We start from the raw sequence: 22,330 nt of genomic DNA on the forward strand, positions 1-22,330 counted from the left end.
GTGAGTACCCGTGAGCCCGATCCGGGCTCTCGAACATTCGTTCCAACTGCCTCACCCCCACCATAGACCAATTTTCGAACCCTTGTGCGACATCCGTTCGGACCCGTCCCACCTGCGCAAATGCCGTACGGCCCCGACCGTGAGGGCATGATCCGGACAGCCGACGCCGACGCCCCGCACGAGCGCGGGCGGCGCCTTTCCGCTGCCGATGCTGCCGCCGTTCTGGAAGGCGATCGGGCCGGCCCTGCCGCCGGGCGCGGGCACCTGGTCGGCCCGCTCGATCGCGTACTTCAAGGGCAACGACATGACCGGTCCGATGCTGGTGCTGTCGGCGTGGGCGGTGGTGGGAAGCGCGGTGGCGCTCCTCGCGGCCGCACGGCGCGAGAGGCGCCACGGCGCGGCTCTGCCCACGTAGGTCTCGTAGCACGCGAAAATCCCGCCCCCGCGACATGCGCGGGGGCGGGACTTCGTCGGTCGGTGAGCCGTCAGCCGATCTGGGCGCCGAAGGCCGAGAGCGCCTCGGTGACCGGCTGGAAGAAGGTCTCGCCGCCCGAGGTGCAGTCGCCGCTGCCGCCGGAAGTGAGGCCGATCGCGGTGTCGCCGGAGAAGAGCGAACCGCCGCTGTCACCGGGTTCGGCGCAGACGTCGGTCTGGATGAGTCCGTTGACGATGTCGCCGTTGCCGTAGTTCACGGTGGCGTCCAGGCCGGTGACCGTGCCGTCGTGGACGTGGGTCGTCGAACCGCTGCGGGTCACCTTCTGGCCGACGGTCGCGTCGCCCGCCTTGGTGATGGCCTGCGAGGAGCCGTTGTAGAGGTCGACCTGGCTCGGGTGGTCGACGTTCGCGGTGTACTTGACCAGGCCGAAGTCGTTGTCCGGGAAGCTGGACTGCTCGTTCGTGCCGATCTGGTTGCCGCTGGAGTCCGACCAGGTGGAGATCGCCTCGGTGCAGTGCCCGGCCGTGATGAAGTACGGCTGCCCGCCCTTGACCACGTTGAAGCCGAGCGAGCAGCGCCCGCCGGAACCGCTGATCGCGTCGCCGCCCGCGACGAAGGGCTTGAACTCCCCCTGACTGCGCTGGAGTTCGGCCTTCGATCCGAGGCCGTCGACGACCTTGGTCAGCTTCTCGAGAGCGGCACCCTTCACCGTACGGTCGGCGGTGACGACGACCTTGTTGGTTCCCGGGTCGGTCGCCCAGGACGTGCCGGGAATGGTCGCGTCCTCCTTGAGTGTCGTACGGGCGCTCTTCAGCTCGGCGAGGGAGTTCTCGACGATTCTCGCCTTGGCGCCGGCCGCCGCGACGGTCTTGGCCGCGCTCTCGTCGAGCACGTTGACGACGAGGTGCTGCGACTTCGCGTCGTAGTACGTTCCCGCCGCGTCGGCGCCCAAGTCCTTGCCGAGGGTCGAGGCGAGCTTTCCGGCCGCCGCGATCGAGAGCGTGTGCGGCGTGGAGACGGTCGAGGTCTCGCTCGCGTTCGCAGTCTGGAAGGTGACTCCCGCGGCGACGAGTGCGGCGATGCCCGCACCCGTCATGACGGCACGCCGTTTGGGTATGCGTCGGTGCTTCAACTCACGTCCTCCTGTGGGGGGTCGGTCGGGGAGGCCGTGGGGACCTCCGGGACCGGAAGGCGTACGGACATGAACCCGGCGCACGACAAAAAAGCCGCGTCACGCCGCGTCCACGCCAGTTGTTCGCGGCCTACTATCCCGAGACGCACAGGGGGTACACAAGGTCGACTTCAGGACGCGCGTACGACAACGGGCGTGCGCCCCCTACGCCTTGACTGTGTGTGGTTGCGCCACGTGGGTTCCCCGTGCAAACACCGGGTGCGCGTGACCGCTGTGCACCCTGTGAGGTCTAGTCCTGTCCGGTTTTCGATCCATCGGCGGTCTGGTCCAAAGAGGATTTCAGTGGCGGCGGTTGCTCCCGCACAGGTTGCCGACCGGCGGGTGGCGCCGGTGCGGGTGCCGGACCGGCCGACTGCTGTGCCTTCTCCAGGAAGCGCAGCAGCTCCACCGGGAAGGGCAGGACGAGGGTCGAGTTCTTCTCCGCCGCGACCGCCACCACCGTCTGCAGCAGGCGCAGTTGGAGTGCCGCGGGCTGCTCGGACATCACGCCGGCGGCCTCCGCCAGCTTCCTCGACGCCTGCAACTCCGCGTCCGCGTTGATGATCCGGGCCCGCCGCTCACGGTCGGCCTCGGCCTGCCGCGCCATCGACCGCTTCATCGTCTCCGGCAGCGATACGTCCTTGATCTCCACCCGGTCGATCTGCACGCCCCAGCCGATCGCCGGACTGTCGATCATCAACTCCAGCCCCTGGTTGAGCTTCTCGCGGTTGGAGAGCAGATCGTCGAGGTCGCTCTTGCCGATGATCGAGCGCAGTGAGGTCTGTGCCATCTGCGAGACCGCGAAGCGGTAGTCCTCGACCTGGACGACCGCGTCGGCGGCGTCCACCACCTTGAAGTAGATGACCGCGTCGACGCGCACGGTGACGTTGTCCCTGGTGATGCCGTCCTGCGCGGGCACCGGCATCGTCACGATCTGCATGTTGACCTTACGGAGCCGGTCGACGAACGGCACGACCATGGTGAACCCCGGACCGCGGACCTCCGAGCGCAGTTTGCCGAGGCGCAGCACCACGCCCCGCTCGTACTGTTTGACGACACGGGCCCCAGCCATCGCATAGACCAGCCCCACGGACGCGACGGAGACTCCCGCCGCCACCAGCTCCTCGACCATCACGGCCCCCCAGGGTCCGACGTGGGCGCATCAGGCGTGCACAGCGTGTACTTCGAAGGTAACTCGGTCACCTGAACAAGGGCGAGCCCCCGCACATCAGTTGTGTGCGGGGGCTCGCCTGCCGCTGGCTGCGGGTCTGGCCGTGCGGAAACCGTGGGGGGTGCCAGCCCGATCAGCCGGTCAGTGACCGGTGATCAGCCGACGCTCACGCCGTAGTAGCTCAGTGCCTCGGTGACCGGCTGGAAGAAGGTCGTACCACCGGAGGTGCAGTTGCCGCTGCCGCCTGAGGTGAGGCCGTAGGCGACGCTGCCGCCGTACAGCGGACCGCCGCTGTCGCCGCCCTCGGCGCAGACGGTGGTCTGGATCATCTGGTAGACCACGTCGCCGCCGCCGTAGTTGACCGTGGCGTTCAGGGCGGTGACCCGGCCGCTGTGCGTACCGGTGGTCGAGCCACGGCGGTAGACGGTCGTGCCCACGCTGGGCGTGGCGGCGCTGGAGATGGTCTGGCTGCCGACCGCGCTCGGATGGGCGATCGAGGAGTTGGTGTACCTCACCAGCGCGAAGTCGTTGGTCGGGAAGCTGTAGCTGACGTTCGTGCCCAGCGTCGTGGTGTGGCCGGAGTTGGAGTACCAGGTGGAGGCGACCTCACCGCAGTGGCCCGCGGTCAGGAAGTAGTAGGTGCTCCCGCTGTGCACGTTGAAGCCGAGCGAGCAGCGGTACTGGCCGCCGTAGATGGCGTCGCCGCCGGTGATCAGCTTCTTGAACTTGCCCGGTGTGTGCTTGATGGTGAGAGCGCCGGCGTTGCTGCCCGCGTCCTTCTTGATCTGCGCGATCTCGGTCTTCGAGACGGTGCTGTCGACGGTGACGACGACGCGGTTCGTCTTGGCGTCGACCGCCCAGGCGGTGCCCGCGACGTCGGACTTGAGTACCGACTTGTTGACACTGCTCAGCTGAGTGGTGCTGAAGGTCTGGACGTCGGACGCGTTCGCGCTGGGGATGGCGAACGCTGCCGCGGCCACGAGTCCGGTGCTCACGGCGATCAGCCGGGTCCGTCTCGTTATGCCGCTGCGGGGAGTGGTGCGCTTGATCCTCACTTTTCGTCCCTCCGAGGGGATGTCGGGGGCCCTCGTGTCGTGGGGTAGGGGCCCGTGAGGCGCAGCCGGGGGCTGCCCGTCCGGATTCCGGACAAGCCGTGCCCCTGACAAGCGCTGTGGGGGAGTATTCGGCCGCACGGCCGACCGGCGCAAGGGCGCCTTTCGGCCGTGCAGCGTTCAACTTACGTACGCCCCACGGATGTTGATCACGGGCACCTTCACAGTCCCCGGAGCCCCATAAGCCTTCGGAAGTCCCGTGAGCTTCAGCGCAGGTGGCGCTCCCCCGCGTCGATGGCCACGCCCAGCGTGTTCCCGGGTGGCGGGAAGGGGCAGAGGAAGTGGTCGGCGAAGGCGCACGGCGGGAGCACGGCGCGGTTGAAGTCCACCGTCGTACGCCCCTCGGCGTCGGGCGCCGCGGGGCGCAGGAACCGGAAGCGGTAACTGCTGTCCCCGCTGGTGGCGTCCGCGAAGACGGCCCACAGAGAGCCGTCGCTCTCGACCGACACCTGGAGCGTGAGGTCCTGATCGTCCAGGGTGAAGGCGAGGACACCGCCGAGTCCGAGGCCGCGGGCGACCCCGTCCGCGTTCTCGACGCGTACGGTGCGGTCCTCGCCGTACGGCGTGAAGTGTCCCGGCACCGACCAGCGCGCATCGTACGCAGTCGCCTCGATGCCCGCGAAGGCCCCCCGCGCGGGTGCGGCGGGGTCGTAGTCGCGTACGCCCCAGACGCCTTCGCGCACCAGGACGACGAACCGTCGCTCGCCGAGCCCGGCACGGGCTTCGGCCACCGGCCCGCGGTCGGCGTCCAGCACGACCTCGCCGGTGAAGGGCTCCCCGTCGACGCTGAGTCCGTCCTCGGCGGTCGCCGTCAGGACGACCCCGTCGTCCTTGGCCACCCACCGCCCCGGGATGTCCGGAAGTCGCCCTTCCGGGTAGTCCTCGATCCAGTGCGTGCCCGTGAGTGCGAGTGGTCCGTAAGGCGCGGACACCGTCTGGGTGCGGTGCTCGTGCCAGTGCTTCCAGTCCTCGGATGCGTCCGTCGTCATGTGATCAACCTTTCCATACGGGCTCGGCCAACCCGAGATGTGAGCGCAGCGTCGTGCCCGTGTATTGCGTGCGGAACGCGCCGCGCTCCTGGAGCAGCGGCACCACCCGGTCCACGAACTCGTCGAGGCCGCCGGGTGTCAGATGCGGTACGAGGATGAAGCCGTCGGCGGCGTCCGCCTGTACGAACTCGTCGAGTTCGGCGGCGACCACCTCCGGGGTGCCGATGAAGGACTGCCGTCCGGAAGCCTCGATGACGGTCTGCCGGATGGACAGGCCCTTCTCGCGCGAAAGGGTTCGCCATTTCTCGGCCATCGCCAAGGGGTCGGCGATTCGCAGCCACCCCTGCGCCAGGGTCGAGCCCGGATCCGGGGCGATGTCGGGGAGGGGACCGTCGGGGTCGTACGACGAGAGGTCGACGCCCCAGATCTGCTCCAGCGCGAGGATCGCGTTCTGCGGCGAGATCTGCTGCCGTCTGATCTCGCAGGCCCGCTCCTGTGCCTCGGCGGCCGTGTCACCGAGTACGACGGTGACCCCGGGCATGATCTTCAGGTCCTCGGGCGCCCGCCCGTATGTGGCGAGCCGTCCCTTCACATCGGCGTAGAACTCCTGGCCCGCCTCCAGCGTGCCGTGCCGCGTGAAGATCACGTCGGCGGCCGACGCGGCGAACTCGCGGCCCTCCGGCGAGTCGCCCGCCTGGATGACGACGGGGTGCCCCTGCGGAGCGCGCGGCACGGTGAACTCGCCCGCGATGTCGAAGTGCCGGCCCCGGTGTGCGAAGGGGCGGGGCACTCCGTCCGGTGTCCAGGAGTCCCACAACTGCCTTGCTGTCTCCACGAATTCGGCGGCCCGGGTATAGCGATCGGCCCGGTCGAGACAGCCGCCGCGCCGGAAGTTCTCCCCGGTGAACGCGTCCGAGGACGTCACCACGTTCCAGGCCGCCCGGCCTCCGCTGAGATGGTCCAACGTGGCCAGTCTGCGGGCGAGTTCATACGGCTCGTTGAAGGTCGCGTCGACCGTCGCGGCGAGGCCGATCCGCTCGGTGACGGCCGCGAGCGCGTTCAGCACGGTGATCGACTCAGGCCGCCCCACCACGTCCAGATCGTGGATACGACCCTTGTGCTCGCGCAGCCGCAGCCCCTCGGCGAGGAAGAAGAAGTCGAACAGACCGCGCTCGGCGGTGCGCGCGAGGTGTTCGAAGGAGGCGAACTCGATCTGGGACCTGGAGCGCGGGTCGGCCCAGACGGTCGTGCTGTTGACGCCCGGGACGGGGGTTCCCCCGCTCGAGCGAACTCGGGAGTGGGGGAGTGCCGCCAGGTGGATCTCTTTACGCGGACGTACGGTCATGACGCTCCCTGCGCCACGGCGTACTGGTTGGCGGGCCGGGCAAGACCCAGGTGCTCCCTGAGCGTGCTGCCGGGATAGAAGGTGCGGAAGAGGCCGCGGTGCTGGAGCAGCGCGACCGTTGCGTTGACGAGCCGTTCCAGGTCACGGCGAGGCTCGACGGGTGTGAGGTGGAAGCCGTCGGCGGCGTCGGCTCCGTGCCAGGCCGCGACCAGCTCGGCGAGGTCGACGGGGCCGCCGCGGTACAGCGGGCCCTGCGCGGTCTGCCGGGGTCCGCCGCCGCCGTGGCCCGGCTCGGCCGCGCGCTCACCGTCACCGAGGTCGATGCTGAGCGCGGCCAGAACACGCAGGCCGTCGGGGTCGCGTCCGAACTCGGCGGCGGTGTCACGCAGTTCGTTGCGGATGGCCCGCGCCTGCGCCGGGCCGACGACCCGGACGAGTGCCACGTCGGCGTACCGGGCGGCGGTCCGCCGGGCGTGCCCCTCGGTCGCGTCGACGACCCTTACGGGGTGGCCCTGCGGGGGCCGCGGCACGATCGAGGGGCCTTTCACGGAGAAGGTGCCGCCCTCGAAGTCGACGTAGTGCAGCTTGTCCCGGTCGATGAAACGGCCCGTGGCCTCGTCGCGTATCTCGGCGTCGTCCTGCCAGCTGTCCCAGAGCCGGGCGGCCACCTCGGCGACCTCACCGGCCTCCTGCCACAGCGCGTCGGCGTGCGCGGCGTGGCGCCGGCCGAACAGCCGGGCCTCCCCCTCGGTCGTCGACACGTCGATGTGCCAGCCGGCCCGGCCGCGGCTGACCCAGTCGAGGGTCGCCACGGCCGCCTGGACCTGGAAGGGCTCGGTGTGCGTGGTGGTGACGGTCGGCACCAGGCCGATCCGGCCGGTGACCGGCGCGACCCGGGACAGCACGGCGAGCGCGTCGAGCCCGGGGCGCCCGAAGGTGTCGCCGAGGGTCACGAAGTCGAGCACCCCGCGCTCCGCGAGCTGCGCCAGCTCCACGTGGGAGGCGGCGTCGTAGGCCGCCTGCTGATCGAGGGCGGCGGCCAGATGCAGTAGCGCCCGGCCGTGCGGTGCGGTCATGCGGTGAACCTTTCGGAAGTCCGGGGTTTCAGGAGGCGGGCGGGTGCGGGGCACTTAGGAGAGAGCACGGTTCAGAGCACCTTGGACAAAAACGCCCGCGTGCGCTCGTGCCGTGGCTTGTCGAGTACGTCACCGGGGGCGCCCCGCTCGACGATGCGGCCGTCGTCCATGAAGACAACGGTGTCGGCGACCTCGCGGGCGAACCCGATCTCGTGCGTGACGACGATCATCGTGGTGCCCTGGTGGGCCAAGTCCTTGATGCCGTCGAGGACTTCACCGACCAGCTCGGGGTCGAGGGCCGAGGTCGGCTCGTCGAAGAGCAGGAGCTTCGGCTCCAGGGCGAGCGCGCGGGCGATGGCGACACGCTGCTGCTGACCGCCCGAGAGCTGCCTCGGGTAGGCGTCGGCCTTCTCGGCGAGTCCGACCCGGTCGAGGAGTTTGCGCGCGGTCAGGACGGCGTCCTTGCGGGGTCGCTTCAGCGCGGAGACCGGCGCCTCGACGATGTTGTCCAGCACCGTGAGGTGCGGGAAGAGATTGAAGTTCTGGAAGACGAAACCGATCTGGGTGCGCTGTTTGAGGATCTCGCGTTCGCGCAGCTCGTACAGCTTGTCGCCGGAGCGCCGGTAGCCGACGAACGAGCCGTCGACACTGATGTGGCCCCGGTCGACCTTCTCCAGGTGGTTGATGGTGCGCAGCAGCGTCGACTTGCCTGACCCGGAGGGCCCGAGGATGACGGTGACCTCCCCGGTCCGCACCTCGAGGTCGACGCCCTTGAGCACCTCCAGCGAACCGAAGCTCTTGTGGACGGACTTGATGTCGACCATGGGGCCGGCCGCGACGGGATCGTCCTTCGCGAGTGAGGTGCTCATGGGGAGTCCTTAGGGGGGTGTGGGTGTGCTGGGCGTGGCGTCAGGCGGCGGCGCGACAGGACAGCGCGCCCAGGAAGGCCAGCGCGGCCCGCGCCGTCGCGTCGTTCTGCCGGAAGGCCGGGCCGCCGGTGCGCGGCCGGGTGAACGCGCCCGAGCCCCGGGCATCGGTGTGCGGGCCGAGCGCGAAGCGCCGGGGGTGCGGGGCGCCGGAGCGGTCCAGGATCCGTCCGTCGGCGGGGTCGACGGCGAGCAGTCCCTCCGAGGTCGCGGCGGCTCCGTCGGCGTACAGCTCGCGCAACAGTGTGTCCCGGGTGCGTTCGACCGTGGGGTGCGGCAGCCGTGCCTCGACGAGCGCGCGGGCCTCGACGGTCGCACCGGGCACGGTGGCGCTGCCGGCCCGGAAGACCCCGTCCTCGGCGGTGACCGTCATGTCGGCGCCCATGAACTGCAGGATCCCGGCGCGCGACAGCGCGAGCATCTGACGCAGCCGGGGCCCTGGCGGCCCCGACGCCAGATAGCTGAAGAAGCCGTGCCACCACGAGCCGATGTCACCGAGCCGGACCAGCTGCCCGTAGACCGAGAGCAGTCCCAGGAAGACCGCCAAGTCCTGGCTGCGCGCCGGATTGTGACGTCGCCTCAGATCTTCCTCGATATACGTCCGCAGGCCGGTCTGGAGTTCCTCGTGCGAGGTGTGCCGCACCCCGGCCAGCGGGTGGTCCAGGGCGGCCAGGTCCAGCCGGTCGGCGGGGTCGGGCACGGCGGACGCCACCAGCGCCTCGATGTCGGCGCCGTCACCGAGCGCGTACTTCTCCTCGAAGTCGCTCCAGGCGATCCGGGTGCGTTCGGGGTGCGTCGTGAACAGCCGGTGGTAGTGCGCGAACCCCAGTTCCTTCTCGACCAGCGGCCACACGTCCCGGCGGAAGTCGAAGCCCTCGGGGCGTGCCAGGAGTCCGTCGATCTCGGCGGGCCCGAAGAACCGTGGCAGCGGGGGCCGGTCGCCCGTCCAGTCGTAGCCGATCTTGGAGTGGTAGGGGACGCCGCGCCGGGAGCCGACGTACAGGATCGGCTCCCGCCCGGACGGGTGGTACGTCTCCCCTTCGTAGCGCCCGCCGCGCCCCTCGGTGAGCAGCACCATCAGGTCGACGAAGGCGAGCCCGAAGCCGCGGACGAGGACGGCTTCACCCGCCTCCAGCGCGGACAGGTCGCTGTCGGCGGTGAAGTCCGGCGGCAGATGCACCAGCCCGTGTGCGTCCGCGTACGCGGCCAACTCACGCTGCTCGTCGTCGAGTTCGGCGTCGAGATGACCGAGGGCCAGGACGACGAGGTCGGCGAGGAGCGGCAGGGGCCGACCCTCCAGCCACACCTGCTGGCGGCCCTCGCGGGGTCCGCCCACGCGCAGGGCGCGACGCGCGTGGTGGTGGACCCGGATGCCCGGCGGCAGGGCGGCCACGGCACGCTCGTACACCCAGCGCAGATACGCGCCCTGCCGGGGCCGGTCGGCGAAGGTGCGCCCGTCGAGGCTCGCCCATGCGTGCAGGGTGGGGCCTTCGAGCACCGGCCCGGCCATGTCGACCGTCTCGTCGGTGAACATCGTGACGTCCTGGGCCTCGGAGTTCATCCACAGCAGCCGCGACTGCTCCTCGCGCCAGATGCGTCCGGCGCCCGGCGGGTAGGGGTCGACGAGATGGATGTCGAGGCCTGAACCGCCGTAGAGCTCGGGCGCGTTGGCGGCGATCCGCTCCAGGAGACCGGTCCCCCTCGGCCCGGCCCCGACGATCACCAGCGACGGCCTCATCGGGTGCGCTCCGAACCGCGCGCGTAGTGCTTCTCGACGTAGTACTGGCCGACGCTGAGGACCGAGGTGACGATGACGTACCAGAGTGTGGCCACCATCAGGAGCGGCATGACCTGGTAGGTGCGGTGGTAGACGAGCTGCACCGAGTAGAGCAGGTCCTGTACGGCGATGACGCTGACGATGGAGGTGCCCTTGAGGGTGCCGATCAGCATGTTCCCGGCCGGCGGCACGATGGAGCGCATCGCCTGCGGCAGCACGATCTTCCACCAGCGGCGCCACCGGCTCAGGCCCAGTGCCTCGGCGGCCTCGATCTGACCGCGGTCGACGGAGAGGATGCCGCCGCGCACCACTTCGGCGGCGTACGCGGCCTCGTGCAGCGTGAGTCCGACGATGGCGACGGTGACCGGGCCGAGCAGGTTCACCGTCTTCACGCCGAGGATCTGCGGGTACAGCGCCCCGATGTTGAACCAGAACAACAACTGCACGAGGATCGGCATCGACCGGAAGAGCCAGACGTATCCCCAACTCACCGCGCGCAGCACGGGGTTGCTGGATAGCCGGAAGGCGGCGAGCAGGGTGCCGAGGGCGAAACCGAGCGCCATGACGACCGCGGTCAGCCAGAGTGTGAGCCACAGGCCGCGCAGTACGGAGGCCGAGGTGAAGTAGTCGCCGACGACGTCCCACTGGAACGCGTCGTTGCGCACTACGGAGTTGAGGGCGAGCCCGAGCAGGACCAGGACGACGGCGGCGGTGGTCCACAGACCGAGACGGCGCTGCGGGACGATGCGCAAGGGTGCCGCTTCGTCGGGTGCGGCCGGTGCGACCTTGGTAAGGGTGTCGGAGGACATGCGAAGGCTCCGTGAGACATCGGGTCGAACACGGTGGTGCCTTCACACGGAGCGCCGCGAGGCGCGTACGGCCGAGCCCCTCAGCAGAGCCGTCCCCTGAGACTACGGGGGCGTTTCCCCTCACTGTCAAGGCTGTCCATACTGTGAGCCTTACGTCTCATGTCAGTTGACGCGGAAACGGATGCCTGTTCCACTTGGCCCATGCATCCACAGCAGTGGCTGGTCAAGCGCTCCCACATCGACTTCGGTCGAGTGTGGTCCTCTTCCTGTTGAGCTGACCCACTGCGCGCCCGCCCGAGAGGGCGGCCTCCGCGTTTTCCGGTTTTCCCTTTCTGTGTTTCGCCCAGGCCTTCACACGCGCACCCCTCCCCTCCGCGCTTCCTTGCTCCCTGCCTTCAGGAGAACGCACGCCATGAGTACGTTCACGCGTACCCGAAATCGGTATTTTGCGTCTTTCGCCCTGCTCACTTCCACGGCACTGCTGCTCACCGCCTGCGGCTCCGGTTCCGACGACGCCGGCGGCGGCGGTTCCGCCCAAGGCGCGGCCAAGGCCGACAAGATTCCCACCACGGATGTCGTCTCGGACATCAAGAAGGACGCGGCGGCGGCTCGGCTGCTTCCGGCCGGCACCAGTTCGCTCACCGCCGCGATCAGCGTGTCCGGCTCGCCGCCCGGCACCTCCTACCTGGCGGACGGCAAGACCCTGACCGGCCAGGACGTCGACTTCGCGGACGCCGTCGCGAGGACCCTCGGCATCAAGCTGAAGCGCGAGTCGGCGAGTTTCGAGGCGATCCTGCCGGCCCTGGACAGCGGCAAGTACGACTTCGGGGCCAGCAACTTCGGCGTCACCGACGAACGCCGCAAAACCATCGACTTCGTCACCTACATCAACGACGGCCAGGGCTTCGCCACCCGCTCGGACAGCAAGCTCGCGAAGATCACCGACCTGAAGCAGCTGTGCGGCCTGAACGTCGCGACCGGCGCCGGGACGACCTTCGAGGCGACCCTCGAGGACAACAAGAAGGTCTGCGCGGACGCGGGCAAAAAGGCGTACAAGGTGCAGACGTACAGCGAGTCCGGCGCGATCTGGTCCTCGCTGCAACAGGGCCGCAGCGACATCGTGATGAGTACCATCAACGGCCTGCGCTACGCCGTCGCCCACCAGCAGGGCGTCAAGTTCCTGAACGAGTTCCACCGCCTGGACGTGGGCTTCGCCTTCAAGAAGGGCACCAAACTGGCGCCCGCCTTCCAGGCCGCGGTGAACAAGCTCATCGCCGACGGGACGTACGACAACATCCTCAAGAAGTGGGGCACGACGGGGTCGGCGATCGAGAAGTCGCAGATCTCACCGCGGGAACTGAAGAACTGAGCGAGCTTCCCCGCGCCCGCTGCGGGAGCGCCCCGAAGGGGCCCGGGGAAGTGACATCATGCGCCTCCGCCGCGTGGGCGCGACAAGCCACGGACGGCCCGCGGTCAACGAACGAGCGCAGTCGTACGGCGCCGAGAAGTCGTACGCGAACCGATCACCCGGTCCATCAGGGCAGCCAGCACATCCCGCACAGCGCCGCGGTCCCGGGCATCGCATTCCAGGATCCTGAGGAGCCTGGTGCGGATGGTGCGGGGAGCCGTACGGCCCATCCCGCCACGAGCGCCGGGCATATGACCGGTCGTCGCTTTCGGTGTGACGTCCACTGAAGTGCCTTATGGGGAGGGCGAGTTATGGGCAGGGCAGAAATGGTTCTGCGCCGGACCAAAGACACTCGCGGCACCCCGGTCACTCGATCATGATTTTGTTTTACCCTCCGGAAACACCTCCCGCCCCGACGCGCAGGTCAATCCCGCGCGACGGGCGGCAGTTTCCAGGCTCGTATACGAGGAGCGTCACAGCCCGCAGTCGCAGCACGAGCAGCACTCCAGGCATTCGCACGCCTCGCAGCAGCCGCATTCACAGTCGCAGCCGCTCAGGCACCCCTCGCGCTTCTTGCGCGACCAGGGCCCCTCGAACTCGTCGGCGCAGCACACCTTGCAGGTGCAGCACAGTCCGATCGCGGCCGCGCACCCCGCCCAGAAGCCGCGCTTGCCGGGCCCCGGCGGCTGGAAGGAGGGCCCGCCGCCGAAGGGGTTGCCACCGCCGACGTACGGATTCCGCGGATCATGCGGGCTCTGCGGCGGCCCGAAGGAGCCCTCCGGTGCGTGCCCGCACCCCGCCGTCCCGAACGCCCGGTCCACCGACCGCCCCAGCTCGTGCGCGAGCAGCAGATGCGCCAGCTTGCCGTCCGTGAACTCCACCTCGCGCAGCGCGAGCCGTATCCCGTGCAGGGCGTCGTCAGCGAGCCGCCGGGCCTCGGCCAAGGACGTTCCCGTGGCCGCCAGCGGGTTCCACGCGCCCGACGCGGCGTCAGTTTCCCTGTCCTCCACGGCGTCCAGGAGATGGGCGAGCCGCCCGAAGAGCCGTCCCGCCTCGGCGAGCGGCTCGGCGTTTTCGGGCCGGCCGGCCAGGATCGCGGTGTGCGCGAAGGCCGCGGCGGTGGCGGTCTCGGTCGGTTCGGTGACGGTCGGCAGCGGCGTTCCGGGCCCGGCGAGCGCCTCGATACCGACCTGCCGATCCACTGCGTCGACCAGCACGGCGGTGTCGAACCCCACGTCGGAGCCGGTCCGCGCACCGGCCTTGTCCCAGCTCGCGGCGATCCGGCGCGCGGCGAGCGCCACCGGTCTGCGCGCCAACAGCCCGTCCCCGTCGGTCATGTGGTCGCGCACCTTCGCCGAGGCGAGCACCAGTGAGACGGCGGCGGCGAGCCGCGCGCCCTCGCCCCGCGCCACGGACGCGGTCCGCATTCCCCGCAGCGGACAGGGCCCGGCGGTCCGCCGCCATCCCCTGGTCCGCTCGGCCTGAGCCTCCGTCAAAACTGATATCAGCAGCCCGTCATAATTGGTGACAACCCGGGCGAACTGGCCATGGTCTCCGCGCAACGCGAGACACAGCCCGCACAAATGCGCCATCCACTGCGCCTTGAGCCCTTCACCGAGGCGATGACTGCAAGGCCTCACGATTCCGAACACGACACTCCCCCGTGACACATAGGACGTTGAGCTGCGGCATCGTATCCAGCACCTCGTTCACCCGTACGCACCCGCCATCACCCGAACGCCGTCACAAATCATATTTCACTCTCAGTCAGCAGCCGTATTCAGCACGACCCTTGGGAAACGCGGGCTCTCGACGGATTCGCTGTGCACCAGTACCGTCACGAAACCCCCGCGCGGCGTCTATCCACTTGGCGCGACATCCGCATCATGGACGACCATGGGGATGCGGAAAGCAAGCAAGACCGCTGTGAGAGGAGGCGTCCATGGGATCGGTGCGCAAGGCGAGTGCCTGGCTTGGCCTCGTCGACGACAACGATGACGAGCGTTACTACGACGACGACAACTACGCCGAGGGTCAGGAAACCGGCGATGCCTGGGTCACCGACCCGCGTGTGAAGGTCGCTTCCGAGACGGCGGAGGAAAAGGGCCGCCGGATCGGCACGGTCACGCCGGACAGCTTCCGGGACGCGCGCGGTATCGGCGAGCTCTTCCGGGACGGTGTCCCGGTCATCATCAACCTCACGTCCATGGAGCCCTCCGACGCCAAGCGCGTGGTGGACTTCGCGGCCGGACTGACCTTCGGACTGCGCGGCACGATCGAGCGGGTCGCCAACCGGGTGTTCCTGCTGACCCCCGCCAACACGGAGATCGTCAGCGGCGACGCCGCGGGCCGTCAGGCGGACGGTTTCTTCAACCAGAGCTGAGCAGGGCCGCTCACCGGCCCTGCCCATCGGGCCCTCAGCGAAAGGCGTCGAGTCCGGTGAGCGCCTTGCCCAGCACGAGTTGATGCATCTCGACGGTGCCTTCGTAGGTGAGCACCGACTCCAGGTTCGTGGCGTGCCGCATGACGGGGTATTCGAGCGAGATCCCGTTGGCGCCGAGAATCGTCCGCGCGGTGCGGCAGATCTCGATGGCCTCTCGTACGTTGTTGAGCTTGCCGAAGCTGACCTGTTCGGGACGGAGCCGTCCCGCGTCCATGCGCCGGCCCAGATGATGAGCGAGCAGAATCCCCTTGTGCAGCTCGACCGCCATGTCGGCGAGCTTGGCCTGGGTGAGCTGGAAGCCGCCGATGGGCCGCCCGAACTGCTCGCGCGTCTTCGCGTACTCGACGGCGGCCTCGAAACTGGCCCGCGCCGCCCCCATCGCGCCCCACACGATCCCGTACCGCGCGTGCGAGAGACAGCTGAGCGGTCCCTTGAGCCCGGTGACGTCCGGCAGCACGGCGTCGGCGGGCAGCCGTACGTCATCGAGAATCAGCTCACTGGTGACGCTGGCCCGCAGCGACCACTTGTGCTTGATCTCGGGAGCGGAGAATCCGGGAGTGTCGGTGGGCACGACGAACCCGCGGATCCCGTCATCGCTCTGCGCCCAGACGACGGCGACCCCGGCGACGGAACCGTTCGTGATCCACATCTTGCGCCCATTGAGGACCCAGTCCCCGCCGTCGCGCTTGGCGTACGTCCGCATGGAGCCGGGGTCGGACCCGTGGTCGGGCTCGGTGAGCCCGAAGCACCCGATCACCTCACCGGAGGCCATGCCCGGCAGCCACCTCTGCTTCTGCTCCTCGCTCCCGAACCGGTGAATGGCGTACATCGCGAGCGAGCCCTGCACGGACACGAGCGACCGGATCCCGGAGTCGGCGGCCTCGAGCTCCAGACAGGCCAGCCCGTACTGCACGGCGGACGCCCCCGCGCACCCGTACCCCTTCAGCGACATCCCGAGCGCCCCGATCCCGCCCAACTCCCGCGCCAGCTCCCGGATCCCGGGCAGCTCCCCGTTCTCGTACCACTCGGCGACATACGGCAGCACCCGGTCGGCGGCCCAGGTCCGCACGGTGTCCCGGATCGCGAGGTCCTCCGCATCCAGGAGGTCGTCGATGCCCAGGGGATCGCTGGGGTCGAAGGGGGGAAGCTTCTGGGACGCGGACATACGGCAGCCTCCGGCACACTAAAACTAGCACCGCTAGTTACGGTTTCGACCTGACGTTACGACGCAGTGTCCCGCAAGTCCAGGGAGGTGCCCCGACAACGAACCGGCACCCGCCACCGGCGCGAGACCCACACAGGAGAGCAGCACCTTCGACCGACTGACTCAGGCGGTGCACGGGCGGGAGAATTACGCGGAGACGCGGGACTCCGCGACTTCCCTGGGCGCAGGAATCTCCGCCGAGCCCGCCGCAGGCGCCCCGCACTCCATGACCCGCGGCAACCGCAGGGCCATGACGGCCCCCAGCACCAACAGCCCCGCACTGACCAGCAGGGTCACATGCAGTCCGTGCACAAAGGAGTCCCGCGCGGCTTGCCGTAGCGCCGCACCCGGGGACCCGCCCAGCCGCCCGGCGACCTCATACGCCTCGCCCAGCGAGTGCCCGGCCGCCGCGGAGTCGGAAGCCGAGACGCCTGGCACCGACGACAGCCCGGGCGCATACGCGGCATTCATCACGCTGCCGAGCAGCGCGATACCGATCCCCGCGCCCAACTGGTACGAGGTCTCGCCGATCGCGGCGGCGCCGCCCGCCTGAGCGGGCGGCGCCTCGCTCAGCATCGACTCGTACGCCCCGAAGAGCGTGGTTTCCAGGCCGAACCCGAGCAGCACGAACCCGAAGAGCAGCAGTCCGGTGTTGTCGTTGCCGCCCATCGCGGTGAGCGTGACGACCGAGGCGGCGGTGAGACAGAAGCCGAAGCAGACCATCGCGCGTGGCCCGAACCTGCGCAGCATCTTGGCCCCGGCGAGGCCGGAGGCCATGGCGGCGACGGTGAGCGGCAGCAGCCGCAGCCCGGTCTGCAACGGTGACAGCCCGAGCACGAGCTGCAAGTACTGCGCGGCGATCAGCTCGAGCCCGACGAGGGCGAGCATCGCCAGCACGATGCACCCGACCGACGTATTGAACGCGGGTCGCGAGAACATCCGCAGATCGACCAGCGGGTGCTCGCGGCGCCGCTGCCGCCGGACGAAGCCGGCCATCAGCGCGCCGCCGATGAGCAGTGGCGCGAGAGTGAACGGGCTGAACGGCGCCTCACCGCCGCCGAGCCGCTTCACGCCGAGGACGAGCCCGAAGAGACCGGCGGCAGCCATCAGCGCACCCACCACGTCCCAGGGACCGTCGCGCTCGCCGCGCGACTCGGGCAGCAGCAGCCGCCCGATGGGCAGGCTGACGAGCATCAGCGGAATGTTGATGAGGAAGACGGATCCCCACCAGAAGTGCTCGAGGAGGAACCCGCCGAGCAGCGGACCGACCGCCGCGCCCACCGCGGCCACCGCGCTCCAGATGCCGATCGCGAGCGCCCGCTCCCGCCGGTCGGGAAAGACCTGCCGCAGGATCGACAGCGTCGCGGGCATGATCATCGCGCCGCCGACGCCGAGCAGGGCGCGGGCCCCGATGAGCACCTGCACGTTGTCGGCGAGGGCCGCGATCCCGGAGGCGACGCCGAAGAGGCCGTACCCGAGGAGAAGGATGCGTCTGCGGCCGACGCGGTCACCGAGCGTGCCGAAGAGGATGAGGAGGGAGGCGCAGACGAGGGGGTAGACGTCGACGATCCAGAGCAGTTCTATCGCGCCGGGCTTGAGGTCCTCGGTGACGGCGGGCACCGCGACGTGCAGCACGGTGGCGTCGAGGGCGACCAGCAGAAGGCTGACGCACAGGACGACGAGGACGACCCAGCGGTTGGCACCGGCCCCGGTCTCCCGACGGCACCGCGCAGCGGCCGTGCTCGTCCCGGACATGTACGTACCTCCAGATGTTCCCTCGCGTTCGGCGGTCCGCAGGGTGGGGACTCCCTGGGGCTGCGGCCTGAGGAGCGGAACCCCGGCCCACGCAACAAAGGCGAGTGAGCGGCCAGCGTACGCGAGTTCCCGTAAAAGTCGCGTGGCAGACCTCTCACGTTGTCTCCACCGGGCGTGTGGCGTACGCCACGCTCCCCGTGGTGGACCACGCCCCGCACGGCCGGACGGTTGCGGGGGCCGTCGATAATCGAGCCTGTGACCGATCTTGAGACGCCTGTCGCGACACGGCCCCGTACGGGCGCCGTGCGTCGGGCCGCGCCCGCCCTTCTGGGGTACGCGGCCGTGCGCGCCCTGGGCCTGATCGCCCTCTTCGCGTGGAGCGCGGCGAACGGCAAGAGCGCCCACAAGCTGCTGACGGCCCGCTGGGACTCGCTCTGGTACACCCGCGTCGCCGACCTGGGCTACGGCTACGAGGTCCGCCTCCCCAACGGCGACGTGCACTCCAACCTCGCGTTCTTCCCGCTGCTGCCCTGGCTGGAACGGCTTGTCTCGGCGATCACGCCACTGTCGTACGCGGACGCGGGACTGCTGGTCAGCACCCTCGCCTCGCTGGCCGCGGCGTGGGGGATCTTCGCGGTCGTCGACCATGTGTACGGACGCCGGGCGGGCGTCTGCGCCGTGCTGGTGTGGGCGGTGCTGCCCGTCGCCGTCGTGCAGTCGATGGCGTACAGCGAGTCCCTGTTCACGGCGCTCGCCGCCTGGTCGCTCTACGCGGTACTGACCGGCCGCTGGCTGACGGCGGGCCTGCTCGCCTCGCTCGCGGGCCTGACTCGCCCGGTGGGAGTCGCGGTCGTCGCGGCCCTGTGGGTGACGGCGATCACCTCGTTCGTACGAAATCGGAGCGCGCCCCGCCCGGACGGCGCTCCCGCGTGGCGGCGCGCCCTCGGCATGCTCCTCGCGCCCCTCGGAGCCGCCGGCTATGTGCTGTGGGTCGGCCACCACACGGGCAACGGCCCGCTCGGCTACCTCGACGTCCAGGCGGGCTGGCGCAACGGCTTCGACGGCGGGTACGCCTTCGCCCGCTTCGTCGGCGACAAGTTCACGTCGTTGCCCTCGGCCCTGGCCGGTGTCGGGCTGATCGTCGGGGTCGCACTGATCGTCTGGCTGTACGTGACGTGCGTACGGCAGGGCCAGCCGCTGCCACTCCTGGTGTACGCGGGGATCGTCACCGCGCTCGCCCTGTGCGCGTCGAGCTACTTCGGCTCGAAACCGCGCCTCCTGATGCCCGCCTTCCCCCTTCTGCTGCCCCTCGCCCTGGCCCTGGCCCGACTGCGTACGTCCAGGTCAGCGCCGATGCTCTGCGGTGTGGCGGTGGCCTCGGCGGTCTACGGGGCCTTCTGGCTGAACGGCTCCGGACCGCCATGATCGACCCGGCGGCGCCGGTGAGCGGCCGGATAATTCCACCCCAGCATTCGGTGAACGAATATATAAGCGCCATAAAACCGACGGTCGCAACCGATCAATAGAATTGAAGGATCGACACGCCGAGAATTAGAGATTCATTGGAAATAAAGACGGTTCTGAGAGGAATCCCACATCACATCGTCATCACAAAGCGAGTGAATCGCCCTGGAACGCAGCTCACTCGCTGTAACGTCGATTGAGTGCGTACCGAACGAAACCTCACCCGTCTGGACCGGGTCTTCGCCCGGCTGGACCGTGAGCCGGAACGACCGGCCCACATCGATGTGCCGAAGATGAGCCGGCACAGGGTTGTGCTGTTCGCAGCCACCCTGGCCTTCTACCTGGCCATCGTGTGGGCCGTGGCGATCACGTCGTGGCTGGTCCGGTTCGACTGGCAGGTCATGTTCTTCCGGCCCTATCAGCAGTGGCCGGAGATCCACGCGTTCCTCGACTACTACGTGGTGCTCGGCCAGCGCGGCCCCACCGCCGTGATGGTCGCCGCCTGGCTCGGCTGGCGCTCCTGGCGGCAGCACACCCTGCGCCCGCTGCTCACGCTGGGCGCCTCGCTGCTGCTGCTCAACATCACGGTCGGCGCCGCCAAGCTCGGCATGGGCCGCCTCGGCCCGCACTACGCCATCACGATCGGCTCGAACGAGATGGGTCTTGGCGGCGATATATTCCCTTCGGGCCACACCGCCAACGCCGTCGTGACCTGGGGAATCCTGGCCTATCTGGCCTCGACCCCGCGGGCCAGACGCTGGCTGTCCGCCCTGTCCGCCGTGACCTCGCTCGGCGTCGGCCTCACCACCGTGTACCTCGGTACGCACTGGCTGAGCGACGTGCTCCTGGGCTGGGCCGCCGGTCTGCTGATCCTGCTGGCCCTGCCCTGGGTCGAGCCGCTGATCGCGCGCGCCGAGACCGGGCTCTTCTCGCTGCGCGACTCCTGGCGTGCTCGTCGCGGCCGTACCGCGCCCGCCCCGGCCCCGGCCCCCGCGCCGGTCGGTGCGCCCGTCATGGTCACCCAGCCCGCGTCCGCCGACGGGGAGGTGCCCGCCCGCGAGACGGCCGCCGCCGCCCGCTCGCCCCGGGCGCCCGTCTACCTGGCCCCCGGGCCGCACACGGCCCGCTCGGAGCGCACGCCGGTCACCCCGGTGGGCAGCCGCCGTCCGCCCCACTCGGACCGCGTGGCGCGCGGGACCACGGCCGCCGCCTCGGCCCGACCCATGACGGGCAGCTGAGGACAACAGCGCACGGACAGCGGACAACAGGACAGCGGGGCCGGTACGCACAACCTCTCCCCGCACCGCGAAGGCCCCCGGCTACCGACGAGCAGGGGGCCTTCGCACATGCCGCGCCGGCGGTGGGTCAGCCCTTCCAGCAGCGCGTCACCCTGCCGTCGGTGACCTCGAAGTTCAGCCGTCCGAAGCGGTACTCCATGGTGATGATCGCGCCGGGCGGCAGCGAGCGTACCGAAGACCAGCCGTGCTCCCGGGCACGCTGCTCGGCGGTCCTCGCCTCCAGCCCGACGTAACTCTCGGGACTGTCCTGGGGCTCTGCCGGAGGGGTGGGAATGGGTGCCATGACCGCCACGTTAGGCGGCGCGCCCCGGCCGGGGAAGCCCGGACCCGCCACCAAGCGTCACTCATCCCTCTCCGGTCACGCTTCTGTCACAGGACCACGACACGCGTTTCGGCCGAACTCCGTCACACGTACGAGGGGTTCCGTACGCGTTCCGCACGCCTTCGAACGTAATTCGCAGCCGGCTCGGCGCCGCCCCGAATAGCCCAATGGAATGTGCGCAGCCGAGTGTTCCAGCGAAGTCTTTCCGTTCCGGTCCGTTCCGATTCTGGAGGGTGTCGCTGAAGCTGACACCGCATAAGAAATACACGGTTCCGGCACAGAACCCCCGCACGCCTCCTGTCGGCGCACCGGGCTACGCGAGCAGTGACCGGGGCGTTGGCCAGTGGGCCCGGCCGAGTGGTCAACCTCGTGTTCGCCGCCCCGCACAACTTCACCGCGGCGCCTCGGATCCGCTCCGAGTTCCCGGCGTTCGACCTGATCCATCCGCAGTACGGGACGATTGCGGGCGAGCCCGCCGCAGAGCCCGAGTCAGCCGGTCGCGAGCCGTCGTGATCGCGTCGTGCAACTCGGCCGGCTCGATGATCTCGAACTCGAAGCCCGTCAGCATCACGTGAATGACCATCACGTCGAGGCTCGCCGCTCCGGTGCGCAGAATGCAGCTGTCCTTCCCGGAGGCCTCCAGGGTCCCGGCGGAGGGCGAGATCCGCTCGGCCGCCTCCGCCAGGGACGAGCAGCCTGACGACGGCATGCGCGGCGTACGCGCGCGTGGAGACGCCTTGGGAGACGTACGCCGCCAGGTCCTCGGCCGGTGGCGTACGAGGCCGGAACCGCGGTCCGTGCGGCGGCTTGGGCGTGATGCGGTCGACCCGGAACGTACGCCAGTCGTCGCGGTCGACGTCCCAGGCGACCAGGTACCAGCGGCGCTCGGTGCACACCAGGCGGTGCGGTTCGACGGTGCGGCGGGTCGAGGAGCCACCGTGGTCGCGGTACTCGAAACGGAGCCGCTCGGAGTCACGGCAGGCGTTGGCCAGTTCGGTGAGCACGTTGGGGTCGACGGCCGAGGGCTGCGGGCCGCGCAACATCGGCACCGTGAACGCGTTCAGGGCGCCGACCCTGCGGCGCAGCCGGTGCGGCAGTACCTGTTCGAGCTTGGCGAGGGCGCGTACGGAGGTCTCGCCGATGCCCTCGATGCCCTGCCCGGCGGCCGTGCGCAGTCCCACCGCCACGGCCACCGCCTCGTCGTCGTCCAGGAGCAGCGGCGGCAGCTCGGCCCCGGCGCCGAGCTGGTAGCCACCGCCCGTGCCGGGGCTGGCGTTGACGGGATAGCCCAGCTCACGCAGCCGGTCCACATCGCGGCGGACGGTCCTGGACGTGACGCCGAGCCGCTCCGCGAGGTCGGCGCCGGACCACTCGCGGTGGGCCTGCAGCAGCGAGAGCAGCCGCAGCAGTCGTGCCGATGTCTCCAACATGAAGCGGAGTCTGCCAGCCCTTGCGGACAGGGGGTGACCGCAAGGGGCCTTGGGGGCTCCGCCTTCAAACCCCAGCTCCTCAAATCTCGGAGGGTTCGCGCTCACGGACCGGGACATGGGCGATCTGCAGAAGCTGGTGCATGGCATCGCGCACTCGGCCGGCCGTCAGGGCATGGGCCAGTTCTGCCACGGCG

General features: G+C 69.7%; 17 protein-coding genes and 2 pseudogenes. 5 read left to right on the forward strand and 14 right to left on the reverse strand.

All coding sequences use genetic code 11. The features are described from left to right. Positions 1-181: 181 nt before the first annotated feature. Positions 182-415 (forward strand): annotated as a pseudogene (locus AB0D27_RS35360) (DUF3533 domain-containing protein); the annotation flags it as partial. A 70-nt stretch (positions 416-485) separates the two neighbouring features. Here AB0D27_RS35360 and AB0D27_RS35365 read toward each other — a convergent pair. The 9 genes from AB0D27_RS35365 to AB0D27_RS35405 form a co-directional block, all read right to left on the reverse strand. Then, complete coding sequence (locus tag AB0D27_RS35365; protein WP_362516796.1) at positions 486-1,568, reverse strand: S1 family peptidase; 1,083 nt, start codon at positions 1,566-1,568, stop codon at positions 486-488. A gap of 289 nt (positions 1,569-1,857) precedes the next feature. Further along, positions 1,858-2,739 (reverse strand): slipin family protein, encoded by an 882-nt coding sequence (locus AB0D27_RS35370; RefSeq protein ID WP_362516826.1) that lies wholly within the window; start codon positions 2,737-2,739, stop codon positions 1,858-1,860. A gap of 194 nt (positions 2,740-2,933) precedes the next feature. Continuing rightward, positions 2,934-3,833, reverse strand: coding sequence for a S1 family peptidase (locus tag AB0D27_RS35375; protein ID WP_362516798.1), 900 nt, complete (start codon positions 3,831-3,833; stop codon positions 2,934-2,936). A 263-nt stretch (positions 3,834-4,096) separates the two neighbouring features. Next, positions 4,097-4,879 (reverse strand): DUF1684 domain-containing protein, encoded by a 783-nt coding sequence (locus tag AB0D27_RS35380; RefSeq protein WP_362516800.1) that lies wholly within the window; start codon positions 4,877-4,879, stop codon positions 4,097-4,099. 4 nt (positions 4,880-4,883) lie between these two features. After that, a complete protein-coding gene (locus AB0D27_RS35385) occupies positions 4,884-6,224 on the reverse strand; it encodes an NtaA/DmoA family FMN-dependent monooxygenase (RefSeq protein ID WP_362516802.1) in 1,341 nt (446 codons plus the stop codon). Beyond that, on the reverse strand, positions 6,221-7,300 hold the full coding sequence (locus tag AB0D27_RS35390) for an LLM class flavin-dependent oxidoreductase (RefSeq protein ID WP_362516804.1): 1,080 nt from the start codon (positions 7,298-7,300) through the stop codon (positions 6,221-6,223). Before AB0D27_RS35390 ends, AB0D27_RS35385 begins: the two co-directional genes overlap by 4 nt. A gap of 71 nt (positions 7,301-7,371) precedes the next feature. Next, positions 7,372-8,124 (reverse strand): amino acid ABC transporter ATP-binding protein, encoded by a 753-nt coding sequence (locus AB0D27_RS35395; protein WP_362516828.1) that lies wholly within the window; start codon positions 8,122-8,124, stop codon positions 7,372-7,374. An 85-nt stretch (positions 8,125-8,209) separates the two neighbouring features. Continuing rightward, positions 8,210-9,964, reverse strand: a complete 1,755-nt coding sequence (locus AB0D27_RS35400) for an FAD/NAD(P)-binding protein (protein WP_362516806.1) — start codon at positions 9,962-9,964, stop codon at positions 8,210-8,212. Next, a complete protein-coding gene (locus AB0D27_RS35405; protein ID WP_362516808.1) occupies positions 9,961-10,812 on the reverse strand; it encodes an amino acid ABC transporter permease in 852 nt (283 codons plus the stop codon). Before AB0D27_RS35405 ends, AB0D27_RS35400 begins: the two co-directional genes overlap by 4 nt. Positions 10,813-11,224: 412 nt before the next feature. On the opposite strand from AB0D27_RS35405, the gene AB0D27_RS35410 reads away from it, so the two are divergent. Next, on the forward strand, positions 11,225-12,181 hold the full coding sequence (locus AB0D27_RS35410; RefSeq protein ID WP_362516810.1) for an ABC transporter substrate-binding protein: 957 nt from the start codon (positions 11,225-11,227) through the stop codon (positions 12,179-12,181). Between the two features lie 512 nt (positions 12,182-12,693). On the opposite strand, the gene AB0D27_RS35415 is transcribed toward AB0D27_RS35410, so the two are convergent. Continuing rightward, a complete protein-coding gene (locus AB0D27_RS35415; RefSeq protein WP_362516812.1) occupies positions 12,694-13,872 on the reverse strand; it encodes a DUF5685 family protein in 1,179 nt (392 codons plus the stop codon). A gap of 290 nt (positions 13,873-14,162) precedes the next feature. Between AB0D27_RS35415 and AB0D27_RS35420 the strand changes: the two genes are divergently transcribed. Then, positions 14,163-14,603, forward strand: coding sequence for a cell division protein SepF (locus tag AB0D27_RS35420; protein ID WP_362516814.1), 441 nt, complete (start codon positions 14,163-14,165; stop codon positions 14,601-14,603). Between the two features lie 34 nt (positions 14,604-14,637). Here AB0D27_RS35420 and AB0D27_RS35425 read toward each other — a convergent pair whose 3' ends face one another. Both AB0D27_RS35425 and AB0D27_RS35430 read right to left on the reverse strand, forming a co-directional pair. Beyond that, positions 14,638-15,828, reverse strand: coding sequence for an acyl-CoA dehydrogenase family protein (locus AB0D27_RS35425; RefSeq protein ID WP_362516816.1), 1,191 nt, complete (start codon positions 15,826-15,828; stop codon positions 14,638-14,640). A 186-nt stretch (positions 15,829-16,014) separates the two neighbouring features. Further along, complete coding sequence (locus AB0D27_RS35430; protein ID WP_362516818.1) at positions 16,015-17,622, reverse strand: MFS transporter; 1,608 nt, start codon at positions 17,620-17,622, stop codon at positions 16,015-16,017. Positions 17,623-17,877: 255 nt separating this feature from the next. Between AB0D27_RS35430 and AB0D27_RS35435 the strand changes: the two genes are divergently transcribed. Further along, positions 17,878-19,047 carry a glycosyltransferase family 39 protein gene (locus tag AB0D27_RS35435; RefSeq protein WP_362516820.1) on the forward strand — a complete coding sequence of 390 codons (1,170 nt, stop codon included), beginning with the start codon at positions 17,878-17,880 and terminating at the stop codon, positions 19,045-19,047. 239 nt (positions 19,048-19,286) lie between these two features. Then, positions 19,287-20,324, forward strand: coding sequence for a phosphatase PAP2 family protein (locus AB0D27_RS35440; protein WP_362516822.1), 1,038 nt, complete (start codon positions 19,287-19,289; stop codon positions 20,322-20,324). Positions 20,325-20,451: 127 nt separating this feature from the next. On the opposite strand, the gene AB0D27_RS35445 is transcribed toward AB0D27_RS35440, so the two are convergent. Both AB0D27_RS35445 and AB0D27_RS35450 read right to left on the reverse strand, forming a co-directional pair. Further along, positions 20,452-20,667 carry an I78 family peptidase inhibitor gene (locus AB0D27_RS35445; RefSeq protein WP_362516824.1) on the reverse strand — a complete coding sequence of 72 codons (216 nt, stop codon included), beginning with the start codon at positions 20,665-20,667 and terminating at the stop codon, positions 20,452-20,454. A gap of 430 nt (positions 20,668-21,097) precedes the next feature. Next, positions 21,098-22,136: pseudogene (locus tag AB0D27_RS35450) on the reverse strand (YafY family protein). Positions 22,137-22,330 lie beyond the last annotated feature (194 nt).

The organism is Streptomyces sp. NPDC048415 (assembly GCF_040651675.1).
GTDB lineage: Bacteria > Actinomycetota > Actinomycetes > Streptomycetales > Streptomycetaceae > Streptomyces.